The sequence below is a fragment of the Pacificoceanicola algae genome (assembly GCF_049341065.1).
In the GTDB taxonomy this organism is placed as follows: domain Bacteria; phylum Pseudomonadota; class Alphaproteobacteria; order Rhodobacterales; family Rhodobacteraceae; genus Pacificoceanicola.
This window is the reverse complement of sequence record NZ_JBMPIX010000008.1, coordinates 60016-85985: the sequence shown is the minus strand read 5'-3', so window position 1 is coordinate 85985 and position 25970 is coordinate 60016. Positions and strand designations below refer to the sequence as shown.

Annotated in this window: 26 protein-coding genes; 19 read left to right on the top strand and 7 right to left on the bottom strand. The window is 60.4% G+C overall.

Going from position 1 to position 25970, the window contains the following annotated elements:
• Window positions 1-1083, top strand: coding sequence for a GTP cyclohydrolase II (ribA, locus tag ACOYQJ_RS13585; protein ID WP_422906571.1), 1083 nt, complete (start codon window positions 1-3; stop codon window positions 1081-1083).
• A gap of 11 nt (window positions 1084-1094) precedes the next feature.
• Window positions 1095-1601 carry a L,D-transpeptidase family protein gene (locus ACOYQJ_RS13580; protein WP_422906570.1) on the top strand — a complete coding sequence of 169 codons (507 nt, stop codon included), beginning with the start codon at window positions 1095-1097 and terminating at the stop codon, window positions 1599-1601.
• 47 nt (window positions 1602-1648) lie between these two features.
• On the opposite strand, the gene ACOYQJ_RS13575 is transcribed toward ACOYQJ_RS13580, so the two are convergent.
• The 3 genes from ACOYQJ_RS13575 to ACOYQJ_RS13565 form a co-directional block, all read right to left on the bottom strand.
• On the bottom strand, window positions 1649-2293 hold the full coding sequence (locus ACOYQJ_RS13575) for a GntR family transcriptional regulator (protein ID WP_422906569.1): 645 nt from the start codon (window positions 2291-2293) through the stop codon (window positions 1649-1651).
• Window positions 2290-3450, bottom strand: coding sequence for an acetylornithine deacetylase (gene argE / locus ACOYQJ_RS13570; protein WP_422906568.1), 1161 nt, complete (start codon window positions 3448-3450; stop codon window positions 2290-2292). Before argE ends, ACOYQJ_RS13575 begins: the two co-directional genes overlap by 4 nt.
• A 72-nt stretch (window positions 3451-3522) precedes the next feature.
• Window positions 3523-4719: a M24 family metallopeptidase gene (locus ACOYQJ_RS13565; protein ID WP_422906567.1), complete on the bottom strand. Its 1197-nt coding sequence runs from the start codon at window positions 4717-4719 to the stop codon at window positions 3523-3525.
• A 376-nt stretch (window positions 4720-5095) separates the two neighbouring features.
• On the opposite strand from ACOYQJ_RS13565, the gene ACOYQJ_RS13560 reads away from it, so the two are divergent.
• The 7 genes from ACOYQJ_RS13560 to ACOYQJ_RS13530 all read left to right on the top strand — a co-directional run bounded on the left by ACOYQJ_RS13560 (window position 5096) and on the right by ACOYQJ_RS13530 (window position 13350).
• Window positions 5096-6196, top strand: coding sequence for an ABC transporter ATP-binding protein (locus ACOYQJ_RS13560; protein ID WP_422906566.1), 1101 nt, complete (start codon window positions 5096-5098; stop codon window positions 6194-6196).
• A gap of 123 nt (window positions 6197-6319) precedes the next feature.
• Entirely contained in the window at window positions 6320-7435 is a 1116-nt protein-coding gene (locus tag ACOYQJ_RS13555; protein WP_422906565.1) for an extracellular solute-binding protein, read from the top strand.
• A gap of 96 nt (window positions 7436-7531) precedes the next feature.
• Window positions 7532-7819: a DUF1330 domain-containing protein gene (locus tag ACOYQJ_RS13550; RefSeq protein ID WP_422906564.1), complete on the top strand. Its 288-nt coding sequence runs from the start codon at window positions 7532-7534 to the stop codon at window positions 7817-7819.
• Between the two features lie 3 nt (window positions 7820-7822).
• A complete protein-coding gene (locus ACOYQJ_RS13545; protein ID WP_422906563.1) occupies window positions 7823-9457 on the top strand; it encodes an ABC transporter permease in 1635 nt (544 codons plus the stop codon).
• A gap of 4 nt (window positions 9458-9461) precedes the next feature.
• A complete protein-coding gene (locus ACOYQJ_RS13540; protein ID WP_422906562.1) occupies window positions 9462-10646 on the top strand; it encodes an ABC transporter permease in 1185 nt (394 codons plus the stop codon).
• Between the two features lie 115 nt (window positions 10647-10761).
• The gene (locus ACOYQJ_RS13535; RefSeq protein ID WP_422906561.1) at window positions 10762-12012 is read left to right on the top strand and encodes a PAS domain-containing protein; all 1251 of its coding nucleotides are present in this window, start codon (window positions 10762-10764) and stop codon (window positions 12010-12012) included.
• A 90-nt stretch (window positions 12013-12102) separates the two neighbouring features.
• Window positions 12103-13350 carry a PAS domain-containing protein gene (locus tag ACOYQJ_RS13530; RefSeq protein WP_422906560.1) on the top strand — a complete coding sequence of 416 codons (1248 nt, stop codon included), beginning with the start codon at window positions 12103-12105 and terminating at the stop codon, window positions 13348-13350.
• Window positions 13351-13413: 63 nt separating this feature from the next.
• On the opposite strand, the gene ACOYQJ_RS13525 is transcribed toward ACOYQJ_RS13530, so the two are convergent.
• Window positions 13414-14286 carry a branched-chain amino acid aminotransferase gene (locus tag ACOYQJ_RS13525; protein ID WP_422906559.1) on the bottom strand — a complete coding sequence of 291 codons (873 nt, stop codon included), beginning with the start codon at window positions 14284-14286 and terminating at the stop codon, window positions 13414-13416.
• A 157-nt stretch (window positions 14287-14443) separates the two neighbouring features.
• Between ACOYQJ_RS13525 and ACOYQJ_RS13520 the strand changes: the two genes are divergently transcribed.
• The 6 genes from ACOYQJ_RS13520 (at window position 14444) to dxs (ending at window position 19687) form a co-directional block, all read left to right on the top strand.
• Window positions 14444-14956 carry a MarR family winged helix-turn-helix transcriptional regulator gene (locus tag ACOYQJ_RS13520; RefSeq protein WP_422906558.1) on the top strand — a complete coding sequence of 171 codons (513 nt, stop codon included), beginning with the start codon at window positions 14444-14446 and terminating at the stop codon, window positions 14954-14956.
• Window positions 14953-15654 (top strand): response regulator, encoded by a 702-nt coding sequence (locus ACOYQJ_RS13515; RefSeq protein ID WP_422906557.1) that lies wholly within the window; start codon window positions 14953-14955, stop codon window positions 15652-15654. The genes ACOYQJ_RS13520 and ACOYQJ_RS13515 overlap by 4 nt, the downstream gene beginning before the upstream one ends.
• Before the next feature lie 69 nt (window positions 15655-15723).
• Complete coding sequence (locus ACOYQJ_RS13510) at window positions 15724-16647, top strand: histone deacetylase family protein (protein ID WP_422906556.1); 924 nt, start codon at window positions 15724-15726, stop codon at window positions 16645-16647.
• Complete coding sequence (locus ACOYQJ_RS13505; protein WP_422906555.1) at window positions 16644-16886, top strand: exodeoxyribonuclease VII small subunit; 243 nt, start codon at window positions 16644-16646, stop codon at window positions 16884-16886. The genes ACOYQJ_RS13510 and ACOYQJ_RS13505 overlap by 4 nt, the downstream gene beginning before the upstream one ends.
• Complete coding sequence (locus ACOYQJ_RS13500) at window positions 16840-17745, top strand: polyprenyl synthetase family protein (RefSeq protein WP_422906554.1); 906 nt, start codon at window positions 16840-16842, stop codon at window positions 17743-17745. Before ACOYQJ_RS13505 ends, ACOYQJ_RS13500 begins: the two co-directional genes overlap by 47 nt.
• Window positions 17746-17761: 16 nt before the next feature.
• Window positions 17762-19687 (top strand): 1-deoxy-D-xylulose-5-phosphate synthase, encoded by a 1926-nt coding sequence (gene dxs, locus ACOYQJ_RS13495; protein ID WP_422906553.1) that lies wholly within the window; start codon window positions 17762-17764, stop codon window positions 19685-19687.
• Window positions 19688-19689: 2 nt separating this feature from the next.
• On the opposite strand, the gene ACOYQJ_RS13490 is transcribed toward dxs, so the two are convergent.
• Both ACOYQJ_RS13490 and ACOYQJ_RS13485 read right to left on the bottom strand, forming a co-directional pair.
• Complete coding sequence (locus ACOYQJ_RS13490) at window positions 19690-20292, bottom strand: exopolysaccharide biosynthesis protein (RefSeq protein WP_422906552.1); 603 nt, start codon at window positions 20290-20292, stop codon at window positions 19690-19692.
• A 7-nt stretch (window positions 20293-20299) separates the two neighbouring features.
• Window positions 20300-21157 carry an SDR family oxidoreductase gene (locus tag ACOYQJ_RS13485; protein ID WP_422906551.1) on the bottom strand — a complete coding sequence of 286 codons (858 nt, stop codon included), beginning with the start codon at window positions 21155-21157 and terminating at the stop codon, window positions 20300-20302.
• 90 nt (window positions 21158-21247) lie between these two features.
• Between ACOYQJ_RS13485 and ACOYQJ_RS13480 the strand changes: the two genes are divergently transcribed.
• Both ACOYQJ_RS13480 and ACOYQJ_RS13475 read left to right on the top strand, forming a co-directional pair.
• Entirely contained in the window at window positions 21248-21874 is a 627-nt protein-coding gene (locus tag ACOYQJ_RS13480; RefSeq protein WP_422906550.1) for a class I SAM-dependent DNA methyltransferase, read from the top strand.
• 88 nt (window positions 21875-21962) lie between these two features.
• Window positions 21963-22439 (top strand): transglycosylase SLT domain-containing protein, encoded by a 477-nt coding sequence (locus ACOYQJ_RS13475; protein ID WP_422906549.1) that lies wholly within the window; start codon window positions 21963-21965, stop codon window positions 22437-22439.
• A 2-nt stretch (window positions 22440-22441) separates the two neighbouring features.
• Here the strand turns inward: ACOYQJ_RS13475 and ACOYQJ_RS13470 are convergent, their stop codons facing one another.
• Window positions 22442-23200, bottom strand: coding sequence for a class II aldolase and adducin N-terminal domain-containing protein (locus ACOYQJ_RS13470; protein ID WP_422906548.1), 759 nt, complete (start codon window positions 23198-23200; stop codon window positions 22442-22444).
• A 107-nt stretch (window positions 23201-23307) separates the two neighbouring features.
• On the opposite strand from ACOYQJ_RS13470, the gene ACOYQJ_RS13465 reads away from it, so the two are divergent.
• Both ACOYQJ_RS13465 and ACOYQJ_RS13460 read left to right on the top strand, forming a co-directional pair.
• On the top strand, window positions 23308-24366 hold the full coding sequence (locus ACOYQJ_RS13465; protein WP_422906547.1) for an Ldh family oxidoreductase: 1059 nt from the start codon (window positions 23308-23310) through the stop codon (window positions 24364-24366).
• A gap of 110 nt (window positions 24367-24476) precedes the next feature.
• A complete protein-coding gene (locus ACOYQJ_RS13460; RefSeq protein WP_422906691.1) occupies window positions 24477-25928 on the top strand; it encodes an AMP nucleosidase in 1452 nt (483 codons plus the stop codon).
• The last annotated feature ends 42 nt before the right edge of the window (window positions 25929-25970 follow it).

Below are 25970 nucleotides of genomic sequence, written 5' to 3'. Positions count from 1 at the left end.
ATGTCCTTTGCACCGGACCTTTATGAAACCCTGTCGCGGGCGCGGGCTGACCTGCGCATGGGGGTTCCGGTTGTTCTGAGCGGCGCGGACGGGGCGGCTTTGGTTGCCTCGGCCGAGACTTTGGGCGCCGAACGGTTGGCCGGGATGCAGGCATTGGGCGCGGTTGATCTGGCGCTGACCGGACGACGGGCAGAAACGCTCAAGGCGCGGGCCTATGATGGCGATGTCGCGCGGGTCGTGCTACCGGAAGGGGCCTCGATCAGTTGGGTGCATGATCTGGCCGATCCGGCGGATGATCTGGCCAACCCGATGAAAGGCCCACTGTCCACGCGGCGCGACGGCGATGCGGGGCTACACCGTCTGGCCATCGCGCTGTGCAAAACCGCGCGGCTTTTACCTGCCGCGCTTGTGGTTCCGGTGGCGCAGGACTTTGCCACCGAACATGGGCTGGTTCTGTTGCAGGCCGGGCAGGTGGCCCCGGCACTGGATGCCTTGCCCGATTTGCATCACGTGGTTTCGGCCAAGGTGCCATTGCGTGCTGCGGAAAACGCGCGTTTGCATATTTTTCGCCCCGAGGATGGCTCGGACGAACATTACGCCATCGAAGTGGGCCGCCCGGATCGCGAGGCGCCTGTGCTGGCGCGGCTGCACTCGGCCTGTTTCACCGGCGATCTTTTGGGCTCGCTCAAGTGCGATTGCGGGCCGCAACTGAACGCCGCTCTGGCGCAGATGGGGCAAGAGGGCGCAGGCGTACTTTTGTACCTGAACCAAGAGGGGCGCGGGATCGGCCTGGCGAACAAGATGCGCGCTTATTCCTTGCAAGATCAGGGCTTTGACACGGTCGAGGCGAACCACCGGCTTGGCTTCGAGGATGATGAGCGCGATTTCCGTCTTGGCGCGCAGATATTGCGGGAGCTGGGGATTTCTCAGGTGCGGCTGTTGACCAACAACCCCGCAAAGGTGGCGATGATGGCGCGCTGCGGCATCGAGGTGGCCGAACGGGTACCGTTGAAGGTGGGCGAAACACCGCAAAACGCCCGCTATCTGGCGACCAAAGCGCGCAAGTCCGGGCATTTGCTATAAGGGACTCTGCCATGGATATGATCCTGACCCCGGCGGGTCTGCGTTTCGCTGGGCAGATTTGGCCCTGCACAATTGGACGCGGCGGCGTGCGCGGGGACAAGCGGGAAGGCGATGGCGCAACGCCTGTTGGCAGGCACCGGATTGTCGGCATGTTGTATCGTCCGGATCGGATTGCGCCGCCGACGCACTGGGCGCGACCGATCAGACCGGGTGATTTGTGGTCCGATGATGCCGGGGATGCTCGGTACAACACTATGGTGCGTGCGCCCTATGCGCCAAGTCACGAGCGGCTGCGGCGCGCCGATCGGCTGTATGATCTGGTTTTGTTGACCGATTGGAACTGGCCAAAGGCCAAGCCCGGGCAGGGTTCGGCGATCTTTTTGCACCGCTGGCGGCGCGCAGGGTATCCGACCGAAGGCTGCGTGGCTTTTCGCCCGGATCACCTTTTGCAGATCGCGCAACGGATCGCACCGGGAACACGGCTGATCGTACCTGAGACGCTGGATAAATCGAGATAATGGCCCGATGGAAGGGTGCGCGGGCAAGTCCGCGACCTTTTCATCGCTCAAAGCGTTGAGAGTCGGTGAAAGCTCATCGAGATATGGCTGCGGCGGATCAGGGCAGCGGCCTGAAGATCGCCGATATGCAGCGCTTCCCGGGTTTGTTGGATCTCATCCGAGAAAGTGGCGCATTCGCGTTCAAGGTCTAGGCGAGAGATGGATTTCAGCCAAATGCGAGCGGTCAGGAAATACAGCCGCTCGGCGGTGTTTTGCAGGGCCATGTTTTCGGACAGCGACAGACCGAAGGCGTGGTATTCCATATTCAGCTGCGCAAAGGTCTGGGCATCCGGGGCTTGGGCAAGCGCAACACCTTGGGCGGCGAAATCGTCGATCCGGGACAGCATGCTAGGGGTGATTGCCACAGGCGAGAGCGTGCCCACCAGTTGCGCCAATTCCAGCCGCAGCGCGTAAACCTGCGCCATTTCGGTCAATTCCACATCTGTGACCAAGGTGCCGACACCATGGCGAGAAACCACCAATCCTTCGTCCTCGAGCCGGGCAAGGACGCGGCGCAGCGGGGTGCGCGAGGTGCCGAATTCCGCCGCAAGCACTTCTTCGGACAGGCGCGTTCCCGGCGGGTACTCGAGCAGGCAGATGCGGGTCCGCAGCGCGCCATATAACCTTTGAAAGCGGGTGGAGGCTTCGGTCATTGGGTTAGCGACCGCCCAAGGCCGTGCAGCATATCGAGACATTGCTGAAGCTGCTCGCGGGCGATGTATTCGTCGGGTTTATGGGCCTGCACGATAGAGCCGGGGCCGCAGACGACAACGCTCATCCCCATGTGCTGGAACAGGCCTGCCTCGGTGCCAAAGGGAACGACGTCACAGGAATTTCCGCCGGTCAACTGGTGGACAAGGTCGCGGATGGCGTTGTCCTCCATCGGCTCAAGTCCGACGACTTCGCCGATCACCTGCGTCGAGATGTCGGCATAGGGCGAAACCGCGCGCATGGCGGGCAGCAGCTCGGTTTCGATGTATTCGTTGAGCGCGTCCTTGACGAAATTGGCGTCGCCCCATTCGACCGGGCGCATTTCCCATTCCAGTTCGGCCTTGCCGGGGATGACGTTATGAGCCACGCCGCCGGAAAGCCGGCCGATGTTGACCGTGGTCCAGGGCGGATCAAAGCGCGAACCGCGCGGGGCGCGGGTTTTCAGCTCTTCCGCCAGTTCCAGCAGGCGCGCGACATAGCGCACCGCATAGGAGACGGCATTCACGCCCCGGTCGGGGGCTGATCCGTGGCCTTCGAGACCGGTAAAGCGCGTGGTGTATTCGCAGCAGCCCTTATGTCCTTCGATGATCTGCATCGAGGTTGGCTCGCCAATGATGGCCATGGCGGGTTTGATGCCGCTTTCTTGCAGGTGCGGCACCAGTTGGCGTGCGCCTAGACAGCCGACTTCTTCATCATAGGTAAAGCAGAAGTGCACTGGGCGGCGCAGGGTCTGTTCGGCGTAGGCCGGGGCCATCGCAAGAGCGGCGGCGATAAAGCCCTTCATGTCGCAGCTGCCGCGCCCATAGAGCAGCGCATCGCGCGGGGACATGACAAAGGGGTCAAGGCTCCAGTCCTGATCTGCGACGGGAACCACATCGGAATGGCCTGACAGAACCACGCCGCCATCCCCCTCGGGGCCAAGCGTGGCCCAAAGGTTGGCCTTGTCACCGGTGGCGTCACGCTGAACCTCGACGCGGGCGCCGTGATGTTCCAACAGCCCGGCCATGTGGTTGATCATGTCGAGGTTGCTGTCGCTCGACACGGTCGGAAAAGCGATCAGGTCGGCCAGCAGGGTTTCGGTTTCGGGCAGCGTGCTCATCAGGGCGGGTTCGGTGCCTTTCGATTTAGGAGGAAACTTCCGACGGGGATGAAATGAGGAAATAGCGCGCGGCTATTTCTTGACGAACATCTTGCGCGGACGGTCGCAGAAACATTCGGCGGCGCCATCTTCAGTGATCAGGATGGATTCGGTGATTTCTAGCCCCCAGTCTGACATCCACAGGCCGGGCATGAAATGGAAGGTCATGCCCGGTTGCAGGATGGTTTCGTCCTCGGTGCGCAGGCTGACGGTGCGTTCGCCCCAGTCGGGGGGATAGCTGAGGCCGATGGGATAGCCGCAGCGCGCGCCGCGTTCGATACCGGCGCGTTCTAGCGGCGCGGCCAGCGCATTGGCGATGTCACACGCCCGGTTTCCGGCGCGGGCGGCTTCGAGCCCGGCCTCCAGCCCTTCGGCAAGCGCCGCTTCGGCGGCAAGGAAGATGTCGGGCGGATCGCCAAGGAAGATCGTTCGGCAGAGAGGAGCATGGTAGCGGCGATAGCAGCCGGAGATTTCGAAAAAGGTCGCCTCGCCTTTGGCAAAGGGGCGTCCGTCCCACGTCAGATGCGGCGCGGCAGCGTCTGAACCCGAAGGCAGAAGCGGCACGATGGCGGCATAATCGCCCCAGTCGCCATCGACACCAAGGATCGCGTCGCGCTGGATTTCGGCAACCACTTCGTTCTTCGGCACGCCGGGTTCGACCCGTTCAAGCAAGCCGTCGACAATCTTTTCCGAGATGCGCGCCGCCTTGCGCATGAAGGCGATCTCTTCGCTGGATTTGATGCCGCGCTGCCAGTTCACCAAAGCGGTCGCATCGACAAGTGTGGATTTGGGCAGGGCCGCCATCAGCGACAGGTGGGCCTTGGCGGAATAGTAGTAGTTTTCCAGTTCGACGCCGATGCGCGCCTCTTCAAAGCCCATGCCGATCAAGCGCTGGGCGAGATCCTCCATCGGGTGCATTTCGGTATTCTGCACGTAGCTGTCAATATAGCCGATGATGCGGTCATCGCCCATCCAGACGGTCCGCAGGGCGCCGTTGGTGTCCTGATTGCGGCCCCACCAGATCGGGTCGGCGTCGTGGAACACGATAACGCCCTGATGCACGTAAAAGGACCAGCCATCGTATCCGGTCAGCCAAGCCATGTTCGACGGGTCAGTGACAAAGAGCACCTCGATCCCGGCTTTGTCCATGGCGGCTCGGGTCAGCGCAAGACGACGTTCGTACTCGGCCTCGGTAAAGGGAATGTCCTTTGTGAATCGATATTGGCGCATCGGGCTCTCCTGTTCGTCCGGGGCCAGCTAAGCATTTGTGTACAACTGGGCCTGCCTGAAAACGACAAAGGTCGCCGAAAATCGGCTCAAATGCCTTTTTTCCGAGCATGCTATACTTGAGCGACGTACATTTTTTGCGCGTCAGGGGCGATTTTTGACGATCAATGAGGGGAATTGGGCAGGCAAATGATCCGAATACCTCGCCCCTTTGACCAATTTGACCTGCAAAGTGTCGCTTTTGTGACCATATTTCCCGGAATCGGCCCCATTCTCTATGGGGTAGGGCTAGACGGTTGCAACCGAGCGCCGCACACGCTTTAGTTTGAACACATGATACAGCGGAGCCAATCCGCGACAACAAAACAGGGAGCCGCTCTTGGCCGAACAAGGGAACGAAGACGCCTTCGTTGCATTCGAACGCGTGCAAAAGAGCTATGACGGCGAAACGCTCGTCGTCAAGGATCTGAACCTGTCAATGCCCAAGGGCGAGTTTCTGACGATGCTCGGACCCTCTGGTTCTGGCAAGACAACTTGTCTGATGATGCTGGCAGGGTTCGAAACCGCCACCCACGGCGAGATCAAGCTGGACGGTGTGTCGATCAACAATATCCCGCCGCACAAACGCGGCATCGGGATGGTGTTTCAGAACTACGCGCTTTTCCCGCATATGACCGTTGCCGAGAACCTCGCCTTTCCGCTTGAGGTGCGCAAGATCGGTAAGTCGGATCGCGAGGCCAAGGTCAAGCGCGCGCTGGACATGGTGCAGATGGGCGCCTTTGGCGGCCGCCGCCCGGCGCAGCTTTCGGGCGGTCAGCAGCAACGGATCGCCTTGGCGCGTGCCTTGGTGTTCGAACCTGAGCTGGTTTTGATGGACGAACCGCTGGGCGCGCTGGACAAGCAGCTGCGCGAACACATGCAGTTCGAGATCACCAAGCTGGCACATAATCTGGGCATCACCACGGTTTACGTGACGCACGACCAGACCGAGGCGCTGACCATGTCGGACCGTGTCGCGGTCTTTGACGATGGTCGTATTCAGCAGCTCGATCCGCCGGACACGCTGTACGAAAAGCCGCAGAACTCTTTCGTTGCGCAGTTCATCGGCGAGAATAACACGCTGGAAGGTGTGATTACCGAGATCAAGGGCGAAGCCTGCGTGGTCAAACTTGACGATGGTCAGGTGATCGACGCGGTGCCGATCAACGTCACGAAGGTCGGCGAAAAGACCCGCGTGTCGATCCGGCCCGAGCGTGTCGAATTCAACAAGGACCGTCTGAAAGAAGGCGCCCATACCATCAAGGCCGAAGTCCTTGAGTTCATCTACATGGGCGACATTTTCCGCACGCGTCTGCGTGTGGCGGGCAATGATTTCGTGATCAAAACGCGGAATGCGCCGGATCAGGTAAGGCTTGAGCCGGGCACAGTGATCGAGATCGGCTGGTTGCCGGAAGATTGCCGCGCGTTGGATGCGACCTAAGGTTAAAGGCATTGCTGCGTGTCGCTCGGGGATGATCGACGCGCGGACAAGTCGAGGGGTCGGACGTTCGAACCCGTAACCCGACCTCCTCTTTCAAACGGGTAGTTTACTAGGGAGTAAGAAATGAAACTCACCAAGACCCTCATGGCGACGACCGCCCTGACAGTCGCGGCAGCAAGCGCTTATGCCGAGAGCCATGGCAATATGGCCGACAGCATGACGCTGGTCAGCTGGGGCGGTGCCTATCAGTCGTCGCAGCAAAAAGCCTATGTGGAGCCCTATCTGGCCGCCAACGAAGGCGTTTCGGCCACTTGGGATGAAAGCTCGAACGAAGCAGTGGCAAAACTGCGCGCAATGAACGAAGCCGGCAATGTGACCTGGGATCTGGTCGATGTCGTGGCCTCGGACGCCATCCGTCTGTGCGACGAAGGCCTGGCGATGGAAATCGACGCCGACGAAGCGCTGGCCGCAGCCCCCGATGGCACGCCGGCTTCTGACGACTTTGGCGATCTGATCGTTTCCGACTGCTTTATCCCGCAGATCGTCTATTCGACGACCTTCGGCTATCGCACCGACATGGTTGGTGACAATCCTCCGACCGACGTCTGCGCCGTGTTCGATCTGGAAACCTATCCGGGCAAGCGCGCACTGGAAAAGCGTCCGATCAACAACATGGAATGGGCGCTGCTCTGTGATGGTGTTGCCAAGGCAGATGTGTACGACGTTCTGGAGACCGAAGAAGGTCAAGAGCAGGCTCTGGCCAAGCTCGACACCATCAAGGACAACGTGATCTGGTGGTCTGCTGGCGCCGACACACCGCAGCTTCTGGCGGATGGCGAAGTCGTGATGGGCTCGACCTACAACGGCCGTTTGTTCAGCGTCATCGAAGAGCAGAAGCAGCCTGTGGCAATGCTTTGGGACGCGCAGGTGTTCGACCTTGACGGCTGGATCGTTCCCGCCGGTCTGCCGGCCGACCGTCTGGCCCGCGTGATGGACTTCCTCAAGTTCGCCACCGACACCCAGCGTCTGGCGGATCAGGCCAAGTACATCTCTTACGGCCCGGCGCGTCAGTCCTCGGCGCCGCTGGTTGGCAAGCACGCAGAGCTTGGCATCGAAATGGCACCGCATATGCCGACCGACCCGGACAACGCCAAGAACACGTTCCTCTATAACTATGAGTTCTGGGCGGACTATCGCGACGACATCGACGCGAAATTCCAGGCCTGGCTGGCTCAGTAAGGGCTGGTGCGTGGCGGGCGAAAGCCCGCCAAATGCCGAATGAGATTGGTAGGGCGGGGAATTCTCCGCCTTACCCCAAAACTGACGGAGGCGGTCATGCCCAAAGGCTATATCATCGGCCATATCACGGTGAACGATCCCGAGGCCTACAAGGAATACATCGAGCGCGATACGCCGATCCTTGAAAGCTTTGGCGCGAAGTTCATCGTCCGGGGCGGCCAGTCCGAGACCGTCGAAGGCGAGACGCAGAGCCGTCACGTCGTCATCGAATTCCCAGATTACGAGTCGGCCAAGCGGGCCTACAACGACCCTGCCTATCAGGAAGTCGCCGAGATCCGCCGCCGCACCGCAACCAGCACAATCCTACTTGTGGAAGGCGCCTGATCCATGAGCGACGCAACAGATACCGGCCCTGTCCTTGCCGCTGACGGCACCCCGCTCAAGCGCAGCCTGAACCGCGCGCTCCGGCGCCAGAAAATGCGGGCGCTGATGCTGATCGCGCCTTTGCTGCTGTTCGTGCTGGTCACCTTTATCGCACCCATCGTCGATATGCTTTGGCGCTCGGTTGAAAACCAGATCGTCTCGGAAACGCTGCCGCGCACGACCAAGGCGCTTGCCGACTATGATGCGAAAAGCAACGAGTTGCCTCGCGATGCAGTCTTTGAAGCCGCCTATTACGACATCTTCATCGCCGCTGAGGCGAAGCTGCACACGCGGCTTGGATCGCGGCTGAACTATGAGATGACTGGTGCGTCCTCGCTGTTCCGCAAGTCGGGCCGCGGGTTGGACGACATTGGCGAAGTGTATCAGAAGCAGTTCAAGAAGCTCGACAAGAACTGGGATGAGGCCGAGCCTTGGGCGCAGTTGATGGGCGATCCGGATTGGCTGTCTGCGCAGGCAGACTGGCAGAAGGGGCAGAAACAGCCAACCTTCAAGCTGCGCGACGGCATCGTCGATGTGCTGCCGATCACGGCCGATCAGTACAGGACTTTTGCCTTGTTCCAGCAGACCGACGAAGGCAAAAGTCCGCTGAACGAAGAACCTTGGACCGCGGTGCACACGGCCCTGTACCAGGACCTCGCGGCGCATGATCTGTCCGGATACACTGGCCCGCAAGCCGAAATGCTGAAGGCGGCAGATGCCTTGGTGGACAGCCCCGATTTCAAGACGGTCGATTTCAAGGAGACCTTCGGGGACATCGACAAGGACTGGCTGACACCGGAAATCTGGCACACCATCAAGATCTACAGCCCGAACTTTACCAGCGGTTATTTCCTGAACGCGGTGGACATGGAGAAAACGCCGGATGGCGCCGGGTTCCGCGATGAGGATGAGCGTATCTATGGACTGCTGTTCAAGCGGACGATGTTCATGTCCATGGTGATCACCATCAGCTGTATCCTGCTGGCCTATCCCATCTCTTACCTGCTGTCGACGCTTCCGGCGCGGACTTCCAACCTGTTGATGATCCTTGTTCTTTTGCCATTCTGGACCTCGCTTTTGGTGCGTACCTCGGCGTGGAAGGTGATGTTGCAACAACAAGGTGTGATCAACGATGTTCTGGTCTGGCTAGGGCTTGTGGCGGATGATGCGCGCCTGACAATGATCAACAACCAGTTTGGTACGATCGTCGCGATGACTCACATCCTGCTGCCCTTCATGATTCTGCCGATGTATTCGGTCATGTCGACAATCCCGACGACCTATGTGCGTGCGGCAAAATCGCTGGGCGCCACCAACTGGACGACCTTCTGGCGGGTCTATTTCCCGCAATCGGTGCCGGGGATCGGGGCGGGTAGTATTCTCGTCTTCATCCTGTCCATCGGTTATTACATCACGCCCGAGATTGTCGGCGGCACCACCGGTACATTCATCTCGAACCGGATCGCCTATCACATCTCGTCCAGCCTCAACTGGGGTCTGGCGGCGGCACTGGGGACCATCCTTCTGGCGGTCGTGCTGTTGCTCTACTGGGCTTACGACAAGATCGTCGGCATTGATAACGTGAAGCTGGGGGGCTGAGATCATGGCTGTCGAAACACAAGCAATCAAACGGCCAATCAGCTTTGCGGCCCCGGTCATCGGGGCGGCAGGCGCCTTTGCCGGGATCTTTGTCGGCGCGGCCAACGGATCGAGCCTTATGGGGATCGTGCTGGGTTTCATCATACTGGCAGCCATCGCCTTTGTGGTGCTGACACTCTTGCCGGATGAGATGGAGAAAAGCGTGCGTTGGGGCCTTGTTGCCCTGATGGGCGCGGCGGGTTTATTGCTGGGAGGGTTGCCGGGCCTCGTGGTCGGCGTGCTCTTTGGCTGGGTCTTTGGCTGGTTTATCTACTGGCTCGGCATGGGGCGCTATCGCGTGCCGCTGCCGCCTTACCTGACCGCCGGTCAAGTGATGTGGCACTACAGTTTCCGGGTGATATGCGGGGCGATTTTTGTCTTTCTGATCACCCCGATCCTTGTGGTCATGCCGCTCAGCTTCAACGCCGAGAACTTCTTTACCTTCACGCCGGAAATGCTGCGCTTCGACCCCGCCGGGTACAGCCTCAAGCATTACCGCGATTTCTTCACTTCGTCGGACTGGCAGCAAGCGCTGCGCAACTCTTTGATCATTGCGCCGATGGCGACGGTTCTGTCTGTCAGCTTCGGGACATTGGCGGCCATTGGTCTGAGTTCTGAGCACGTGCCCTTCCGCCGTGCGATCATGGCGATCCTGATCTCTCCGATGATCGTGCCGCTGATCATTTCGGCGGCGGGCATGTACTTCTTCTACAGCCGGATTGGACTGCAGGGGACGCTGGCCGGTGTTGTGCTTGCGCATGCGGCATTGGGCATTCCTTTCGTGATCATTACCGTAACCGCGACACTTGTCGGTTTTGACCGATCACTGACGCGGGCGGCGGCAAACATGGGCGCGGACCCTGTGACCACCTTCTTCCGGGTGCAAATGCCGCTGATCTTGCCGGGGGTGATCTCTGGCGGGTTGTTCGCCTTTATCACCTCGTTTGACGAAGTGGTCGTGGTGATTTTTGTCGGCTCGGCAAACCAACAAACCTTGCCATGGCAGATGTTTACAGGTTTGCGCGAACAGATCAGCCCGACCATTCTGGCGGTTGCGACGATCCTTGTGGGGATCTCGATCGCGCTGCTTACGACGCTGGAATTGCTGCGTCGCCGCTCGGAACGCTTGCGCGGGATGAGCCCCGGGTAGAGCGCCAAACCCGGATAATTCCCCGCGAATTGGATTGAGTTCGCGGGGGCCATTTCACCGTTTGTTAAAGCGCTTGACCCACCTTCCCAACTAGCAAAGTTGCTCGGGGGGTCACATGACCGAACTAAGTCCAGAATTCGCCGCTGAGGCGCATAGAACCACCAAAGGCGAAGTCGCCTTTACGCCGAACGAAATGTTCTATTCGCGTACCGATAAACGTGGTGTCATCGTTGCGGGGAACACTGTTTTCCAAAGGTTGGCAGGGTACGATTGGGATGAACTGATCGGGGCGCCGCACAAAATTATCAGACACGAGGACATGCCACGCGGTGTGTTCCAGTACATGTGGTCGCGGATTCAAAGCGACGAACCGATTGGTTGCTATGTGAAGAACCGGGCAAAGGACGGGCGCTATTATTGGGTGTTTGCCTTGGTGTCGCCCACCCAGAACGGGTATCTCTCGACCCGTTTGAAACCGACCAGCCCGCTGCTTAAAAAGGTCGAAGGCATTTATGCCGAACTGCTGCGCCGTGAGCAGCAAGAAGGTCTCAGCCCGTCCGATAGTGCTGACGTGATGATTGAAATGCTGAAGGCCGAAGGGTTTTCCAGCTATGCCGGTTTCCAGGCAACCGCGCTGGCCACCGAATGCGAGGCGCGGTATCGCCACATAGGAAAGTCGATGGAGACCACCCAGACGCGGTTTCTTGAGATGTCAAAAGCGATTTCGGAAGTGGCCGGAGAGACAGCCGGCATGACCGAGGCTTTTCTTGCCATTCGCACTGTTCCAATGAACATGAGCATCATTGCCTCGCGGCTTGAAAACGCCGGTGGACCGATCAGTGCGATTTCGGTGAACTATTCCCAGATGCTTGAGGAGATGTCCTCTTGGGTTTCGACCTTTGTTGATGGTGAGAAATGCGTGTTTGCAAAGATGCGAGCTGCGATTTTTGAGGGGCAATTCCTGAGCTTCGCACGGTCGCTTCAACTGGAAATGCAGTCTGATTTTGCAGATCAATCCGCCAATTGCCCCGAGTGTCTTGATCTGCCGGAAGAGCGCAGTCGCTTGGAGGCCAGGGCGGCGGATTTCCATAAAAAGGCTGTCACTTCACTGCAAAATGTTGAAGTCGAGGCGCGCCGCTTTGCACGAAGCGTTCTTGACATGAAACGCTATGTGACCGGGCTCAGTTCCACCCGAATGATGTGCAAGATCGAAAGCGCGTCACTTGCGGAATCGGGGACGGAACTTGCCGGAATCGTGGACCAGTTGGACGATGGTCAGAACGAGATCGAAGCCCGTCTTGCCCGGATCGTCGAGTTGAACGCGGTTATTCAGGGCAGCACGGCGATGCTCAGATCGCTTTTCTGAAGGAAGTTGGTGGACGGTAGGATATCGTTCACCATTTTCTAAGGGTTCCGGGGGATGTTCTGATCAAAGGCATGGTCGAGGACATAGAAAATGACCGAACTCAATCACGAGTTTTCAGCCGCCGCCAATGTGTCGGCGAGCGAAGCGCTGTTTCATCTGACAGAGGTATTCTATTCGCGTACCGATACCCGAGGTGTCATTCGGTGCGGGAACTCGGTGTTCCACAGGGTATCGGGCTTTGAATGGGACGAGCTTCTGGGCGCACCGCACAAGATTGTTCGGCACCCCGATATGCCAAAGGGCGTGTTTCAGCTGTTTTGGGATCAGCTGAAAGCTGGCAAACCGATTGGCGCCTACGTGAAGAACCGGGCAAAGAACGGCCGGTATTACTGGGTCTTTGCCTTGGCCTCGCCTATTGAGGGGGGGTACATTTCGATCAGGATCAAACCGAGCAGCGACCTGCTGCAAAAGGTTTCGGCCATCTACGAACGGCTGTTGCAGCGCGAACAAAGCGAAGGGCTAAGCCCTGCCAAAAGCGCCGAGTGCCTTTTGGAGATGCTCGAGGACATCGGCTTTTCTAACTACGAAGCGTTTCAATCCACTGCCATCGCGACCGAGCAGCAGGTCCGCGTGCGCCAATTGGGACGCACCCTTTCCCCGCTTCAGCAGCGATTTCTTGAGATGTCGCACGCGATAGATCAGGTGCAAAACGAGGCAACTGAACTGACCGAAGCCTTCAAATCGATCAGGACAGTGCCAATGAACATGCGCATCATAGCCTCGCGTCTTGAAAGCGCAGGCGGGCCGATCAGTGCGATCTCGGTGAACTACAGCCAGATGCTCGAGGATATGTCGACGTGGGTGACGACCTTTGTGGACGGGGACAATTGTGTTTTCGCGCGGATTCGCAATGCGATCCTGAGCAGCCAGTTCCTTGGCTTTGTTTACGGGATCGAAGAGGAAATGGCCGAGCTGCTGCAAACTCTGGATTACAATTACCCTGACAGCTTGGACCTGAAGGCTGAGGCAAATTTGATCGAGGCGCATCGTCGTGCCTATATCAGCGAGACCGCCCGTGCCTTGTCCGATGTCGAACAGGAAGCCAAGCGTTTTGGACGCAGCGTTCTGGATATGAAACGCTATGTGACCGGTCTCAGCTCGACCCGGATGATGTGTAAGATCGAAAGCGCGTCGCTGTCTGATTCAGGTGCAGCGCTGTCCGGCGTTGTCGATCAATTGGACGCTGGACAGAACGAGATAGAAGAACGCCTCAGCCGGGTGGTCGAATTGAACTCGGTCATTCAGTCAAACACCGCGATGCTGCGATCTTTGCTTTAGTTCAAAGAAAAGGGGGCGCTGGTTGTGCCAAGCGCCCCCTTCAGATTTGGCTGAGGATGCCGATCAGCTGCGGACCAGCTTTTCGTAGCTTTCAGCGATCTCGCGGGTCAGCGCGCCGACCTCAAAGGTGAAACCGCCGATCTGCCCGACCGGGGTGACCTCGGCGGCGGTGCCGGTCAGCCAGCATTGCTCAAAGCCTTCCAGCTCCTCCGGCATGATGTGGCGTTCGTGGACGGTGACGCCGCGCTCTTCCAACATGCCGATCACCGTCTGACGGGTCAGGCCATTGAGAAAGCAGTCGGGTTTCGGCGTGTGCACTTCGCCATCCTTGACGAAAAAGATGTTGGCGCCGGTCGCCTCGGCCACATAGCCGCGATAGTCCATGAACAGGGCGTCCGAACAGCCCTTGGCCTCGGCCGCATGTTTGGAGGTGGTGCAGATCATGTAAAGACCAGCCGCCTTGGCATGAACGGGGATGGTCTCGGGTGAGGGGCGCTTCCATTTGGCGATGTCCAGCTTTGCGCCTTTCATCTTTGCGTCGCCGTAATAGCTGCCCCATTCCCAAGCTGCGATTGCCAGGCGGACGGGGTTGCGCGCCGAAGCGACACCCATATCCGGACCCGCGCCGCGCCATGAGACCGCACGAACATAGGCATCGGTCAGCCCGTTCGCCTCCAGCACGGCCTGCTTGGCCGCCTCGATTTCATCGACCGAAAAGGGGATCTGGAAATCAAGCTCGCCTGCGGAAAAGTGCAGCCGCTCCGAGTGCTTGCGCGACAGGAAAATCTTGCCGTTGTACGCCCGCTCGCCCTCGAAGACCGAGCTTGCATAGTGCAGGCCGTGGGTCAGCACATGGACCTGTGCTGCGCGCCAATCCACAAGCTGGCCATCCATCCAGATCTTGCCGTCACGGTCATCATATGCGCCAGTTGCCATAGCATCCTCCTGCCTGCGCTTTTCAAAAGTTGCGTCAAAAACGTCCGAAACGGACATAAAGTTGCGCAAAAACTGAGATTCGCTACCAGTTCCGGCTTGGAATGTCAACAAGGCTGACTTAAACTGCACGGAACAACGAAAGCTGGCGAGGTGGAGTATGTCTGAAGCGCAGAGCAATCAGAATACGGGGGGCGAGACGCTTCTTTATCTGACTGACGAACAGCTGAGGCAAGGCATCGAGGCGATGTTCTTTGCCTATCGGGGGTTTACCGCTGATCCGGACCGCATTCTCGCTACGCTCAGCTATGGGCGCGCGCATCACCGGGCGCTGCATTTCATCCACGGCGCGCCGGGCACGACAGTGAACAATCTTCTGTCGATTCTCGGGGTGACAAAGCAATCTCTGAACCGTGTCTTGCGCACCCTGATCGAGGATGGTCTGGTCGAATCCCGTGTCGGGCGTCAGGACAAGCGCGAAAGACATTTGTACCTGACCGAGGAGGGCATCGCGCTGGAACGGCGTTTGTCCGATGCGCAAAGGGCGCGGATGCGGGCGGCGTATAAACAGGCAGGCCCCGAGGCCGTCGCGGGCTTTCGCAGAGTGCTTGAGGCGATGATGGACCCGGAGATGCGTAGACAGTACCATGGGCTCAGGGAGGGCCGAGGATGAGTGAACCAGATGCGCATCTGCTGATCGTAGACGATGACGAACGGATCCGCGGACTGTTGCAGAAGTTCTTGGTAAGACATGGGTTTCTTGTCAGTGCGGCACGTGACGCGGCCCATGCGCGGCGGCTGTTGCTTGGTTTGGAATTCGATCTTGTGGTGCTGGATGTCATGATGCCGGGCGAGGACGGCGTCAGCCTGACCCGCGGCATTCGCGAAACCAGCTTGACCCCGATCCTTTTGCTGACAGCCAAGGCTGAAACGGAAGACCGCATTGCGGGGCTGGAAGCCGGGGCAGATGATTACTTGGCCAAACCTTTCGAGCCGAAGGAGCTGCTGTTGAGGATCAATGCGATCCTGCGCCGGATGCCTGAGACGACGTTGTCGGAAACCGCGCCCAAACTTCTGACGCTGGGCGAGATCCGCTATGACATCGAGCGGGGCGAGATGTGGCGCGGCGAAGAAATGGTGCGACTGACCGCAACGGAAAACCAGCTGATGCGGATCTTTTCGCGCCTTCCCGGAGAGCCGGTCAGCCGCGCCAAGCTGGTCGAGGATCTGGGCCGCGACAAGGGACAGGCGCAGGAGCGCGCGGTTGATGTGCAGATCACCCGTCTGCGGCGCAAGCTCGAGGCAGACCCCAAGCAGCCGCGCTATCTGCAAACGGTGCGCGGCGCCGGGTATATGCTGGCGCCTGATTGATCGGGCGGTGCTGGTGGCGCAGGCGGATTTGGGTATTTTCGACAAGATGAAGCAGCAAGGGAGCGCTAAATGGCGACGGCTTTGATCACCCATGCGGACTGTCTGGATCATCTCACGCCCGAGGGGCACCCCGAGCAGGTGGCGAGGCTGGAGCATCTCTTGCACGCGTTGCAGGGGCTGGACCTTGTTCGGGTCGGCGCACCGGAGGCAGCGGACAAGGATCTGCTGCTTTGCCATCCGCAGTCCTATATCGACCGGATCGTCGGCGCTGTGCCTGCATCGGGGATCGTCCAGCTGGACGCCGACACATGGATGTCGCCGGGCTCGCTGCGGGCGGCGCGACGCGCAGCCGGGGGCGCTTTGCTGGCGGTGGATATGGTCTTGGGAGGGGACGTGGCGAACGCCTTTTGTGCGACGCGCCCGCCCGGCCACCACGCCGAGACGGAAACTCCTATGGGGTTTTGCCTGTTCGGAAACGCGGCGCTGGCGGCGAAACATGCGTTGGAGCGCCATGGGTTGGAGCGCGTTGCGGTGCTGGATTTTGATGTTCACCATGGCAACGGCACACAAGACCTGCTGTGGGACGAGGCGCGTTCCTTGTTCATCGGCAGCCACCAGATGCCGCTTTGGCCGGGCAGCGGCACTGCGGATGAGCGCGGCGCGCATGACAACATTCTGAATTTACCCTTGGCGCCCCGCTCGGGCGGAACCGAGATGCGCGCGGTTTGGACGCCCGCCTTGCAGCGGCTGCGGGCCTATGAACCTGAGTTGATCATTGTCTCGGCCGGGTTCGACGCGCATCAGGACGACCCTTTGGCGCAGCTCAATTGGACGACCGAGGATTTCCGCTGGATCACCCGGGAAATCTGCACGATTGCTGCGGAAAAAGCGCGCGGTCGTGTGGTCTCTGTGCTTGAGGGCGGTTACGATCTTGCAGCTTTGGCGCAGGCCGCCAAGGTGCATGTTGAGGAATTGATGGAGGCAGGCGCATGAGCGAGACATCAGTCGAGGATATGACATTCGAGCAGGCCATGGCCGAGCTGGAACAAGTGGTGGGCCAGTTGGAGCGCGGCGACGTGGCGCTTGAGGATTCCATCAAGCTGTATGAACGCGGCGCCAAACTGCGCAAGCGCTGCGATGCCAAGCTGAAAGAGGCCGAAGAAAAGGTCGCCGCCATCACGCTGGATGGCGAGGGTCAGCCTTCGGGGGTCAAGCCCTTTGACGCAGGATAAGCTGACGCCCGCGCTGGCGCATGTCCGGCAGCAAGTCCAATCCGAGTTGAACCGGTGGCTCCGCAAGGAGGACGGGCCGGTTTCCGAGGCAATGCTTTATTCCGTTGAGGGCGGCAAATGCCTGCGCGGTTTTCTGGTGCTGGAAGGGGCCAAGGTGAACGGTGTGTCCGCCCCATTGGCCACCCCGGCGGCGGCGGCGGTCGAGTGTATCCACGCCTATTCGCTGGTGCATGACGACATGCCGTGCATGGATGACGATGACACGCGCCGCGGGCGTCCAACCGTGCACAGGGCGTGGGACGAGGGCACCGCGCTGCTGGTCGGCGATGCGCTTCAGGCCTTGGCCTTTGAACTGGTGGCGCATGGGGATTTGCCAGCCGAGGTCCGGTTGGCTCTGTCGGCAAGTTTGGCGCGTGCTTCGGGCGTGCGCGGCATGGTTGGCGGGCAGGCGATGGATATCGCCGCCGAAAGCGCGGAGGCGCCGCTGACCTTGGAGCAAATCACCGCTTTGCAACGGGGCAAGACCGGAGCGCTGATCGAATGGTCTGCCATGGCGGGCGCCAGTATGGCGGGCGCCGATCCCGAGCCGCTGCGCCGCTATGGTCAGGCGCTTGGGCTGGCGTTTCAGATCGCGGACGATGTTCTGGATGTCGAGGGCGATGCCGCGGCCATGGGCAAGGCCGTGGGCAAAGACAGCGATCGCGGCAAGGCGACCTTTGTCAGCCTGCTGGGTCTCGACGGGGCGAAAAGCCGCGCAGAAAGCTTCGTGACTGAGGCCTGTGACGCCTTATCTGTTTATGATGAAAAGGCCGAGTGCTTGCGGCAAACCGCTCGCTTCGTTATCTCGCGTCGAAACTGACGAACCGGAGTCCGCCGTGGCTGACAAACCCGATACACCGCTTTTGGACCGCGTGTCCCTGCCTGCCGATATGAAGCAATTCTCGGATGCGCAGCTGACTCAACTGGCGCAGGAGGTGCGGGCCGAGACGATCCATGCGGTGTCGCAAACCGGCGGGCATCTGGGGGCCGGTCTGGGGGTGGTGGAACTGACGGTTGCCTTGCACGCGGTCTTTGACGCGCCGCGCGACAAGATCATCTGGGACGTCAGCCACCAGTGCTATCCGCACAAGATCCTGACCGGGCGCCGCGACCGGATGAATACCCTGCGTCAGAAGGACGGGCTGTCGGGGTTTACCAAACGCTCGGAAAGCCCCTTTGACCCCTTTGGCGCGGCGCATAGTTCGACCTCGATCAGCGCTGCCTTGGGCTTTGCGGTGGCGCGCGATCTGGGCGGCAATTGCGACACCGGGCATGGCGATGCGATTGCCGTGATCGGGGATGGTTCGATTTCTGCGGGGATGGCCTATGAGGCGCTGAACAACGCAGGTCATCTGGGCAAACGTCTGATCGTGATCCTCAACGATAACGAGATGTCGATTGCGCCGCCGACCGGCGCCATGTCGTCCTACCTGACCCGGCTTTATGCCGAGGCACCGTTTCAGGATCTCAAGGCGGCGGCCAAAGGCGCCGTCAGTTTCCTGCCCGAACCCTTCCGCGAAGGCGCCAAGCGCGCCAAGGAAATGCTCAAGGGCATGACTGTGGGCGGAACGCTGTTCGAAGAGCTGGGCTTCAGCTACCTTGGTCCCATTGATGGCCACGACATGGACCAGTTGTTGCCGGTGCTGCGCACGGTGCGGCAGCGGGCCACCGGGCCGATCCTGATCCATGTCCTGACCAAGAAGGGCAAGGGCTATCGCCACGCCGAACATGCGGCCGACAAGGGCCATGCGCGCGGCAAGTTCGATGTCGCCACCGGCGAGCAGAAAAAGGCGCCGTCAAACGCGCCTTCGTACACCAAGGTTTTTGCCGATGCGCTGCTGCAGCACGCGGCCGAGGATCCGCTGGTTTGCGCCGTAACCGCCGCCATGCCCGATGGCACGGGCCTTGATCTGTTTGCAGAACGCTATCCATCTCGCTGTTTCGACGTCGGTATTGCCGAGCAACACGGCGTTACCTTTTGCGCGGGTCTTGCCGCGGGCGGGATGAAGCCCTTTTGCGCGATGTATTCGACCTTCCTTCAGCGCGGCTATGATCAGGTGGTACATGACGTCGCGATCCAGCGCCTGCCGGTGCGCTTTGCCATCGACCGCGCGGGCTTGGTCGGGGCCGATGGCGCCACTCATGCGGGCAGTTTCGATGTGGCCTATCTGGCGAACCTGCCGGGATTCGTCGTCATGGCGGCCGCCGATGAGGCCGAGTTGAAGCATATGGTTGCCACCGCTGCCGCGCATGACCAAGGCCCGATTGCCTTCCGCTATCCGCGCGGCGAAGGCGAGGGCGTCGAGATGCCCGAGCGCGGCGAGGTTCTTGAAATCGGCAAAGGCCGGATGATCCGCGAAGGCAAGGGTGTTGCCATCCTGTCCTTTGGCACGCGTCTGGGCGAAGTGCTGAAGGCCTGCGAGGCGCTTGGCGCGCGCGGAATTACCCCGACGGTGGCGGATGCCCGCTTTGCCAAACCACTGGACCGTGACCTGATCCTGAAACTGGCGGCAGAGCACGAGGCGCTGATCACCATCGAAGAGGGCGCGATTGGCGGCTTTGGTAGCCATGTGGCGCAGCTATTGGCCGAAGAGGGCGTGTTCGATCGCGGGCTCAAGTACCGCTCGATGGTGCTGCCGGATATCTTTATCGATCAGGCCAACCCGCGCGACATGTACACCGTTGCGGGCATGAACGCCGAGGATATCGAGGCCAAGGTGCTGAACGTTCTGGGCGTCAGCGTTATGGACAAACGCGCGTGACCTCAGAACAGACCCGACCAGATTGACAGCAAGGTGATGTAGATCGCCGTTCCCTGCACGTAGCCCGCCACGAGGTAGGCGCCGTCGCGGGTCATCAGGCCAAACATGATCATTGCGACCGCGCCGGCGCCGAAGGATGTCACGAAGGGTACCAGCTCCAGCAGGGGCCACGACAGCGCGATCAAGATCGAGAAGAGAAAGGCGAACGGGCGCATCGGGCCAGCGGTCAGCAGGCGCAGGCGGCCTTTGCTGTGGCGGTCCATCCAGCCTGCCGGGCGGCGCAGCCAATCGATGCCTTTTTGCAACCGACGCGCGGAAATCTTGCGCCGCATGAGAAAGCCCGGCAGCCACAGGTGCGAGCGCCCGAACAACCCCTGAAAAGCACAGGTCATGATGACCAAAGCGCTGAGCGTCGGGGCGGTGGGAATGCCCGAGATCGGTGAGACCATCAGAACCGAGGGCACAAGGATCACCGCCGGAAATGATCGCCCGCCAATCCGCTTCAGCATATCCTGAACCGAGACATAGGTTTCATCGCCCTGCGGCTGTACGGCGTCCAGCAACTCGGTCAGGTTTTCCGGGGCGCCGTCCAAAGGCGAGCTCATGTTGGCCTCAGGCGCTTTCGTCGCGCAACAGCGCAGCAAGACCCGCGCGGTAGTCCGGATACATCAGCTTGATGCCCAGTTCGTGCTTGATACGGCTGTTCGAAACGCGCTTGCTTTCAGAATAAAAGCTGCGGGCCATGGGCGACAGGTCGACCTGTTCAAAGGGGATTTCCGGTGGCACCGGAAGGCCAAGCAATTCGGCGGCATAGGCGATCACGTCCTGCGGCGGCGCAGGGTCGTCGTCGCATAGGTTATAAACCGCGCCGGGGTTGGGCGCTTTGATCGAGGCCTCCAGCACCTGGGCGATATCGTCGACATGGATGCGGCTAAAGACCTGCCCCTGTTTGACAATCCGCCGCGCGGTGCCATTGCGGACCTTGGAAAAGGGTCCGCGTCCGGGGCCATAGATGCCCGCCAGGCGAAAGACGTGCAACGGCAGATGCGGGATGGCGCCCCAGTCGGCTTCAGCTTGAACGCGGGCTTCGCCGCGTTCGGTCGAGGGGGTCAGCGGCGTGGCTTCGTCCACCCAGGCGCCATGGTGGTCGCCGTAAACACCGGTGGTCGACAGGTAGCCTGCCCAATGCAGGTCAGGCGCATAAAGATCGATCTTGTCGCCAAGCAGGCGCAGCGCCGGGTCGCCCTGATCATCCGGCGCGGCAGAGATCAACAAATGCGTCGCCTTTTCAAGCGCAGCTAACACATCGTCCTTGTTCCACAGGACGGGCGTGACCCCTTCGGCGCGCAGATCAACGGCCTTGTCCTTGGACCGCGTGGTTCCAAGGATCGTCCAGCCTTGCGGTTTGAGCCGACGGGCGAGGGCGCGGGCGGAATAGCCGTGGCCGAGGGTGAGAAGCGTTCCGGACATGCCCGGATAAGTGGCCCTCTTGGCGGTGGTTTGCAACCCGCAAGCGCGCAATACTGGCGTTTTCGTTTGACGGTGTTTAGGCTGGAAGGCATGGAAAAGACACCGGGATTGGATGCGGCCTATGGGCTGCAGGGCATCGAGGACAATTTGCAGCTCTATGCGGATTGGGCCAGAACCTATGACAGCAGCTTTGCCAAAAGCATGGATTATGTCCTGCCGATGCATGTGGCACAGGGGTTTCAGACTGAGGGCGGCGCGGCGCCGGTTCTGGACCTTGGTGCCGGAACGGGGCTATGCGGCGCGGCTTTGAAGGCGCTTGGGATCGGGCCGGTTGATGCGGCGGATCTATCCTCGGAAATGCTCGAGGTGGCGGGCGGCAAGGGCATTTACCGCACCCTTTTCACCGGCAATCTGCTGGAGCGGCTGCCGGTTGCGGACGGCGCCTATGCCGGGGCCGTCAGTTCGGGAACCTTCACGCATGGCCACGTCGGGCCAGACGCGCTGGACGAGGTCTGCCGCGTGGTGTCAACGGGCGGTGTGGTATCCCTGTCGATCAACGCCGAGCATTGGACGAAGGCCGGGTATGAGCGCAAGCTGGACGCGATGGGCGGCGAAATCCGCGATCTCAAGCGCCGTGAAGTGCCGATCTATGGCGCCAATGCAAAGGGCGCGCACGCGCAGGATCGCAGCTATATCGTGACCTTCTGCAAGGCGTGATGGGCGGCTGATCGCCGATCCGCGCGCCGGGGACTCGCGCGGGTTAGCGCTTGGGATTACAGCATCCTGAGTTTTTTCGGAGCTGCCAATGTTCGCCCGCCGTGCCTTTTTGCTGAGTCTGCTCAGCTTTCCTGTTGCTTGTGCCGCCCCCAAGCGGCCCGAACCAGCCAAACCCGGCGTCTTTGATCCGCCACTGTATCCCAACGAGACCCCCGAGTTGCGTCGGCTGATCAACAAGTGGTCGGATCACTACGGATTGCCGCGTTCGCTGGTGCATCGCCTTGCGATCCGCGAGAGCACCCATCGCCCATGGGCGCGAAACGGCCCCTATTGGGGCTTGTTCCAGATCCTGCCGCAGACTGCGCGCGGGATGGGCTTCAAGGGAAAGAATTCTGATCTTCTGGATGCCGAAACCAACCTGAAATATGCGCTGAAGTACCTCAAGGGTGCCTATATCGTAGCGGACGGCGATCCGGACGCGGCGATCATGTGGTATGCGCGCGGTTATTATTACGAAGCCAAGCGCAAGGGTCTGCTGGTCAAGACCGGGCTGCGGAAGGGCTAAGCTCAGGTGGCGTAGTTGCTGCCCTCTTCGTCAAGGATCAGGCGCAGCTCTTCGAGGAACCGCGCGTCTTGCGGGACGGGATAGTCCTCGATTTCCTGCGCGGTCTTCTCGGCGATCTCGTCCGAGAGTACGTCAAGCGGCTGGCCGGTTTGCAGGGCGCGGATGTACGTTTCTGCGGCGCGTTCAAAGTAATAGAGGCGGTTGAAGGTTTCGGCCACGCTGTCGCCAATGACCATGACGCCGTGGTTGCCCATCACCATGACCTTTTTCTTCGGATCATCGAACAGCGCGGCGCAGCGGGCACCTTCATCTTCAAAGGCCAGGCCACCATAGCCTTCGTCGATGACGGTGCGGTTGAAGAACATCGCGCAGTTCTGGTCGATCGGCGGCAGGCGCTTGTCCTTGAGCGTCGCGAGGACAGTGGCGTGAATCGAATGCACGTGCATGGCGCAGCGGGCCTGAGGGCAGGCGCGGTGCAAACCGCCGTGCAGGCCCCAAGCCGTGGGATCGGGGGCGTCGGGCCGCTCCATGCTGGCGGGGTCATTGGCATCGATCAGCAAAAGGTCCGAGGCACGGATGCGCGAGAAATGCTTGAGGTTGGGGTTCATCAGGAACTTGGTCCCGTCCTCGTTCACGGACAGGCTGAAGTGGTTCGCCACCCCTTCGTGCATGTTCATGCGGGCGGTCCAGCGGAACGCGGCGGCAAGGTCGCAGCGTTCTTCCCAGTGGTCGATATTGGCGATGGATTGCGGTGCGTTCATGTGGCCCTCCTGATTTTGTCCAAAAGGGTGGCCCGGACGCGGGCACAAGTCAAACAGGACGCGTGAAATTCCATTGACGGGCCATGTTTCCGGTAGGACAAGGTGGCATGACGCAGAAATTTGACAGATCCGAGCTCTTCACGCTCGCAAGCGGGCTGCTGGCCCAGTCGGGGCTAGGCAAGGACAAGGCCGATGTTGTGACCGAATTGCTTGTCCAGACAGATGAAATGGGCGTGACCACGCATGGCGTATCGATGGTGCCCTATTATCTGCCAGAGTTGGCCAGCGGAAATATGACCTCCGAAGGCACCCATGACGTGGTCAGCGACAACAAGGTCGCCATGGTTTGGGACGGCAATTACCTGCCCGGCCATTGGATCATGACACAGGCGCTTGAGGCCTGCATGGCGCGGGCGAGCGATATGGGGATGGCGGCCATGGCGATCCGGCGCAGCCACCATATCGGTTGTCTGTCGACGCTGACGCGGATCGCAGCGCAAAAGGGATTTGTCTGCTATATCGCGACCTCGGACCCCTCGGGAAAATGGGTGGCGCCGTTCGGCGGGGTCGAGCCGCTGCTGACGCCAAACCCTTGGGCCGTGGGCTATCCGGGCAAGGATCATCCTGTGCTGATCGACACCTGTGCCTCGATCACGACGGTGTCCAAGGTGCGCGAGCACATCAACAGCGGGACTGAATTCGCGCATCCCTGGATGCTCGACGCCGAGGGCAATGCGACCACCGATCCCAACGTGGTGAATGCCGAACCTCGCGGGTCCATTCTGCCTGTTGGTGGCGTGGACCATGGGCACAAAGGTTTTGCCATGGGTCTGATGGTCGAAATGTTGACGCAGGCGCTGGCGGCGCATGGTCGGGTCGAAGCGCCGACACGCTGGGGGGCGAATGTCTTCCTGCAGGTTCTCGATCCAGAGGCGTTTGGCGGACTTGAGGGCTTTGTCGCACAGGTCGAGCACTTGAATGAGGCCTGCCGCGCCAGCAAGGCCATTCCCGGGCGCGGCCCGGTCCGTATCCCCGGTGATCGGGCCGCTAAAACCGGTCGGGCTTCGGCGCAAGGCGGGGTTGCCTTGCCTGACGAGGTTCTGACGCGCCTCAGCGCCGTTGCGGCAGAGGCGGGTATGGCTTTGCCGCGCCCGATTACTGACTAGGATCAAAACGGCGCCGCGCTTGCAGCGTTCGCGGCAAACTGTCAACCTGCGGGAAAATCAAAAAAGGAGCGCAGGACATGCAGGATCGGTCGACGGGTTTGGAAGTGGTGATGCCTGAATATGCCGGGCCCGACATGTTCAGCGACCCGAAAGCCGCCGTCGTGCGGCTTTGCGAGTTGTACGATGCGGCGGCGCTTTTCCTTAAAGACCGTTTCCTGCAAGCCATGAGCGAAGGGCACCCCGGCGTGCGCATCCGCGCCTTCTACCCCGAGATTCGCATTACGACGACCAGTTTCGCCAAGGTTGATAGCCGCCTCAGCTTTGGTCATGTGACCGCGCCGGGCAGCTATGCCACCACGGTGACGCGGCCACGGATGTTTCGTCATTACCTTGTGCAACAGCTTGAGCTTTTGATCGGCAACCACGGGGTCGATGTTCAGATCGGCCTGTCCGACACGCCGATCCCGGTGCATTTCGCCGTGGCCAATTTTCCCGAAATCACGGTGCCACAAGAGGGCGCCGCCGAATTCATCCTGCGCGATGTCTTTGATGTTCCTGATCTGGCCAGCACCAATGACGATATCGTCAATGGTGTGGGAGTGCGGGCCGAGGACGGAACCCAACCTTTGGCGCCTTTCACTGCGCAGCGGGTGGATTACTCACTGGCGCGTCTGGCGCATTACACCGCCACCGCGCCAGCACATTTTCAAAACCATGTGCTCTTTACCAACTACCAGTTCTATGTCTCGGAGTTCGAGGCCTATGGGCGGGCGATGCTGGCCGATCCAAACAGCGGTTACACCAGTTTCGTCAGCACCGGAAACGTCGAGATCACCGATGCCGACGGCGAATTGCCGGTGGCAGAGCGTCTGCCGCAGATGCCGACCTACCACCTGAAAAAGCCCGATGGCGCCGGGATCACCTTGGTGAATATCGGCGTGGGCCCCTCGAACGCCAAGACGGCGACCGATCATATCGCGGTGCTGCGGCCGCACGCTTGGCTGATGGTGGGGCATTGCGCGGGACTGCGCAATTCGCAAAGCCTCGGGGATTTCGTGCTGGCCCATGCCTACCTGCGGGAAGACAAGGTGCTGGACGACGATCTTCCGGTCTGGGTGCCCATCCCCGCACTGGCCGAAATTCAGATCGCGCTTGAGCAGGCCGTGGCAAAAGAGACCAAGCTTGAGGGCTATGACCTCAAGCGGGTGATGCGGACCGGCACGGTGGCGAGCGTCGACAACCGCAACTGGGAGTTGCGCGAACACACCGGCCCGGTGCAGCGGCTGTCTCAGTCCCGGGCGATTGCCCTCGACATGGAAAGCGCGACGATTGCGGCCAATGGATTCCGCTTTCGGGTGCCTTACGGAACGCTTCTGTGCGTCAGCGACAAACCCCTGCACGGCGAGTTGAAACTGCCGGGAATGGCCTCGGATTTCTATCAAACACAGGTCGCGCGGCATTTGCGCATAGGGATTCGCGCCATGGAAACCTTGTCCAAAATGCCGCTTGAGCGTATCCACAGTCGGAAATTGCGGTCATTTGAGGAGACGGCCTTCCTCTGACGTTGCGAAAACCGGCCTAAAACCGCAGTTAGTTCATGCAAT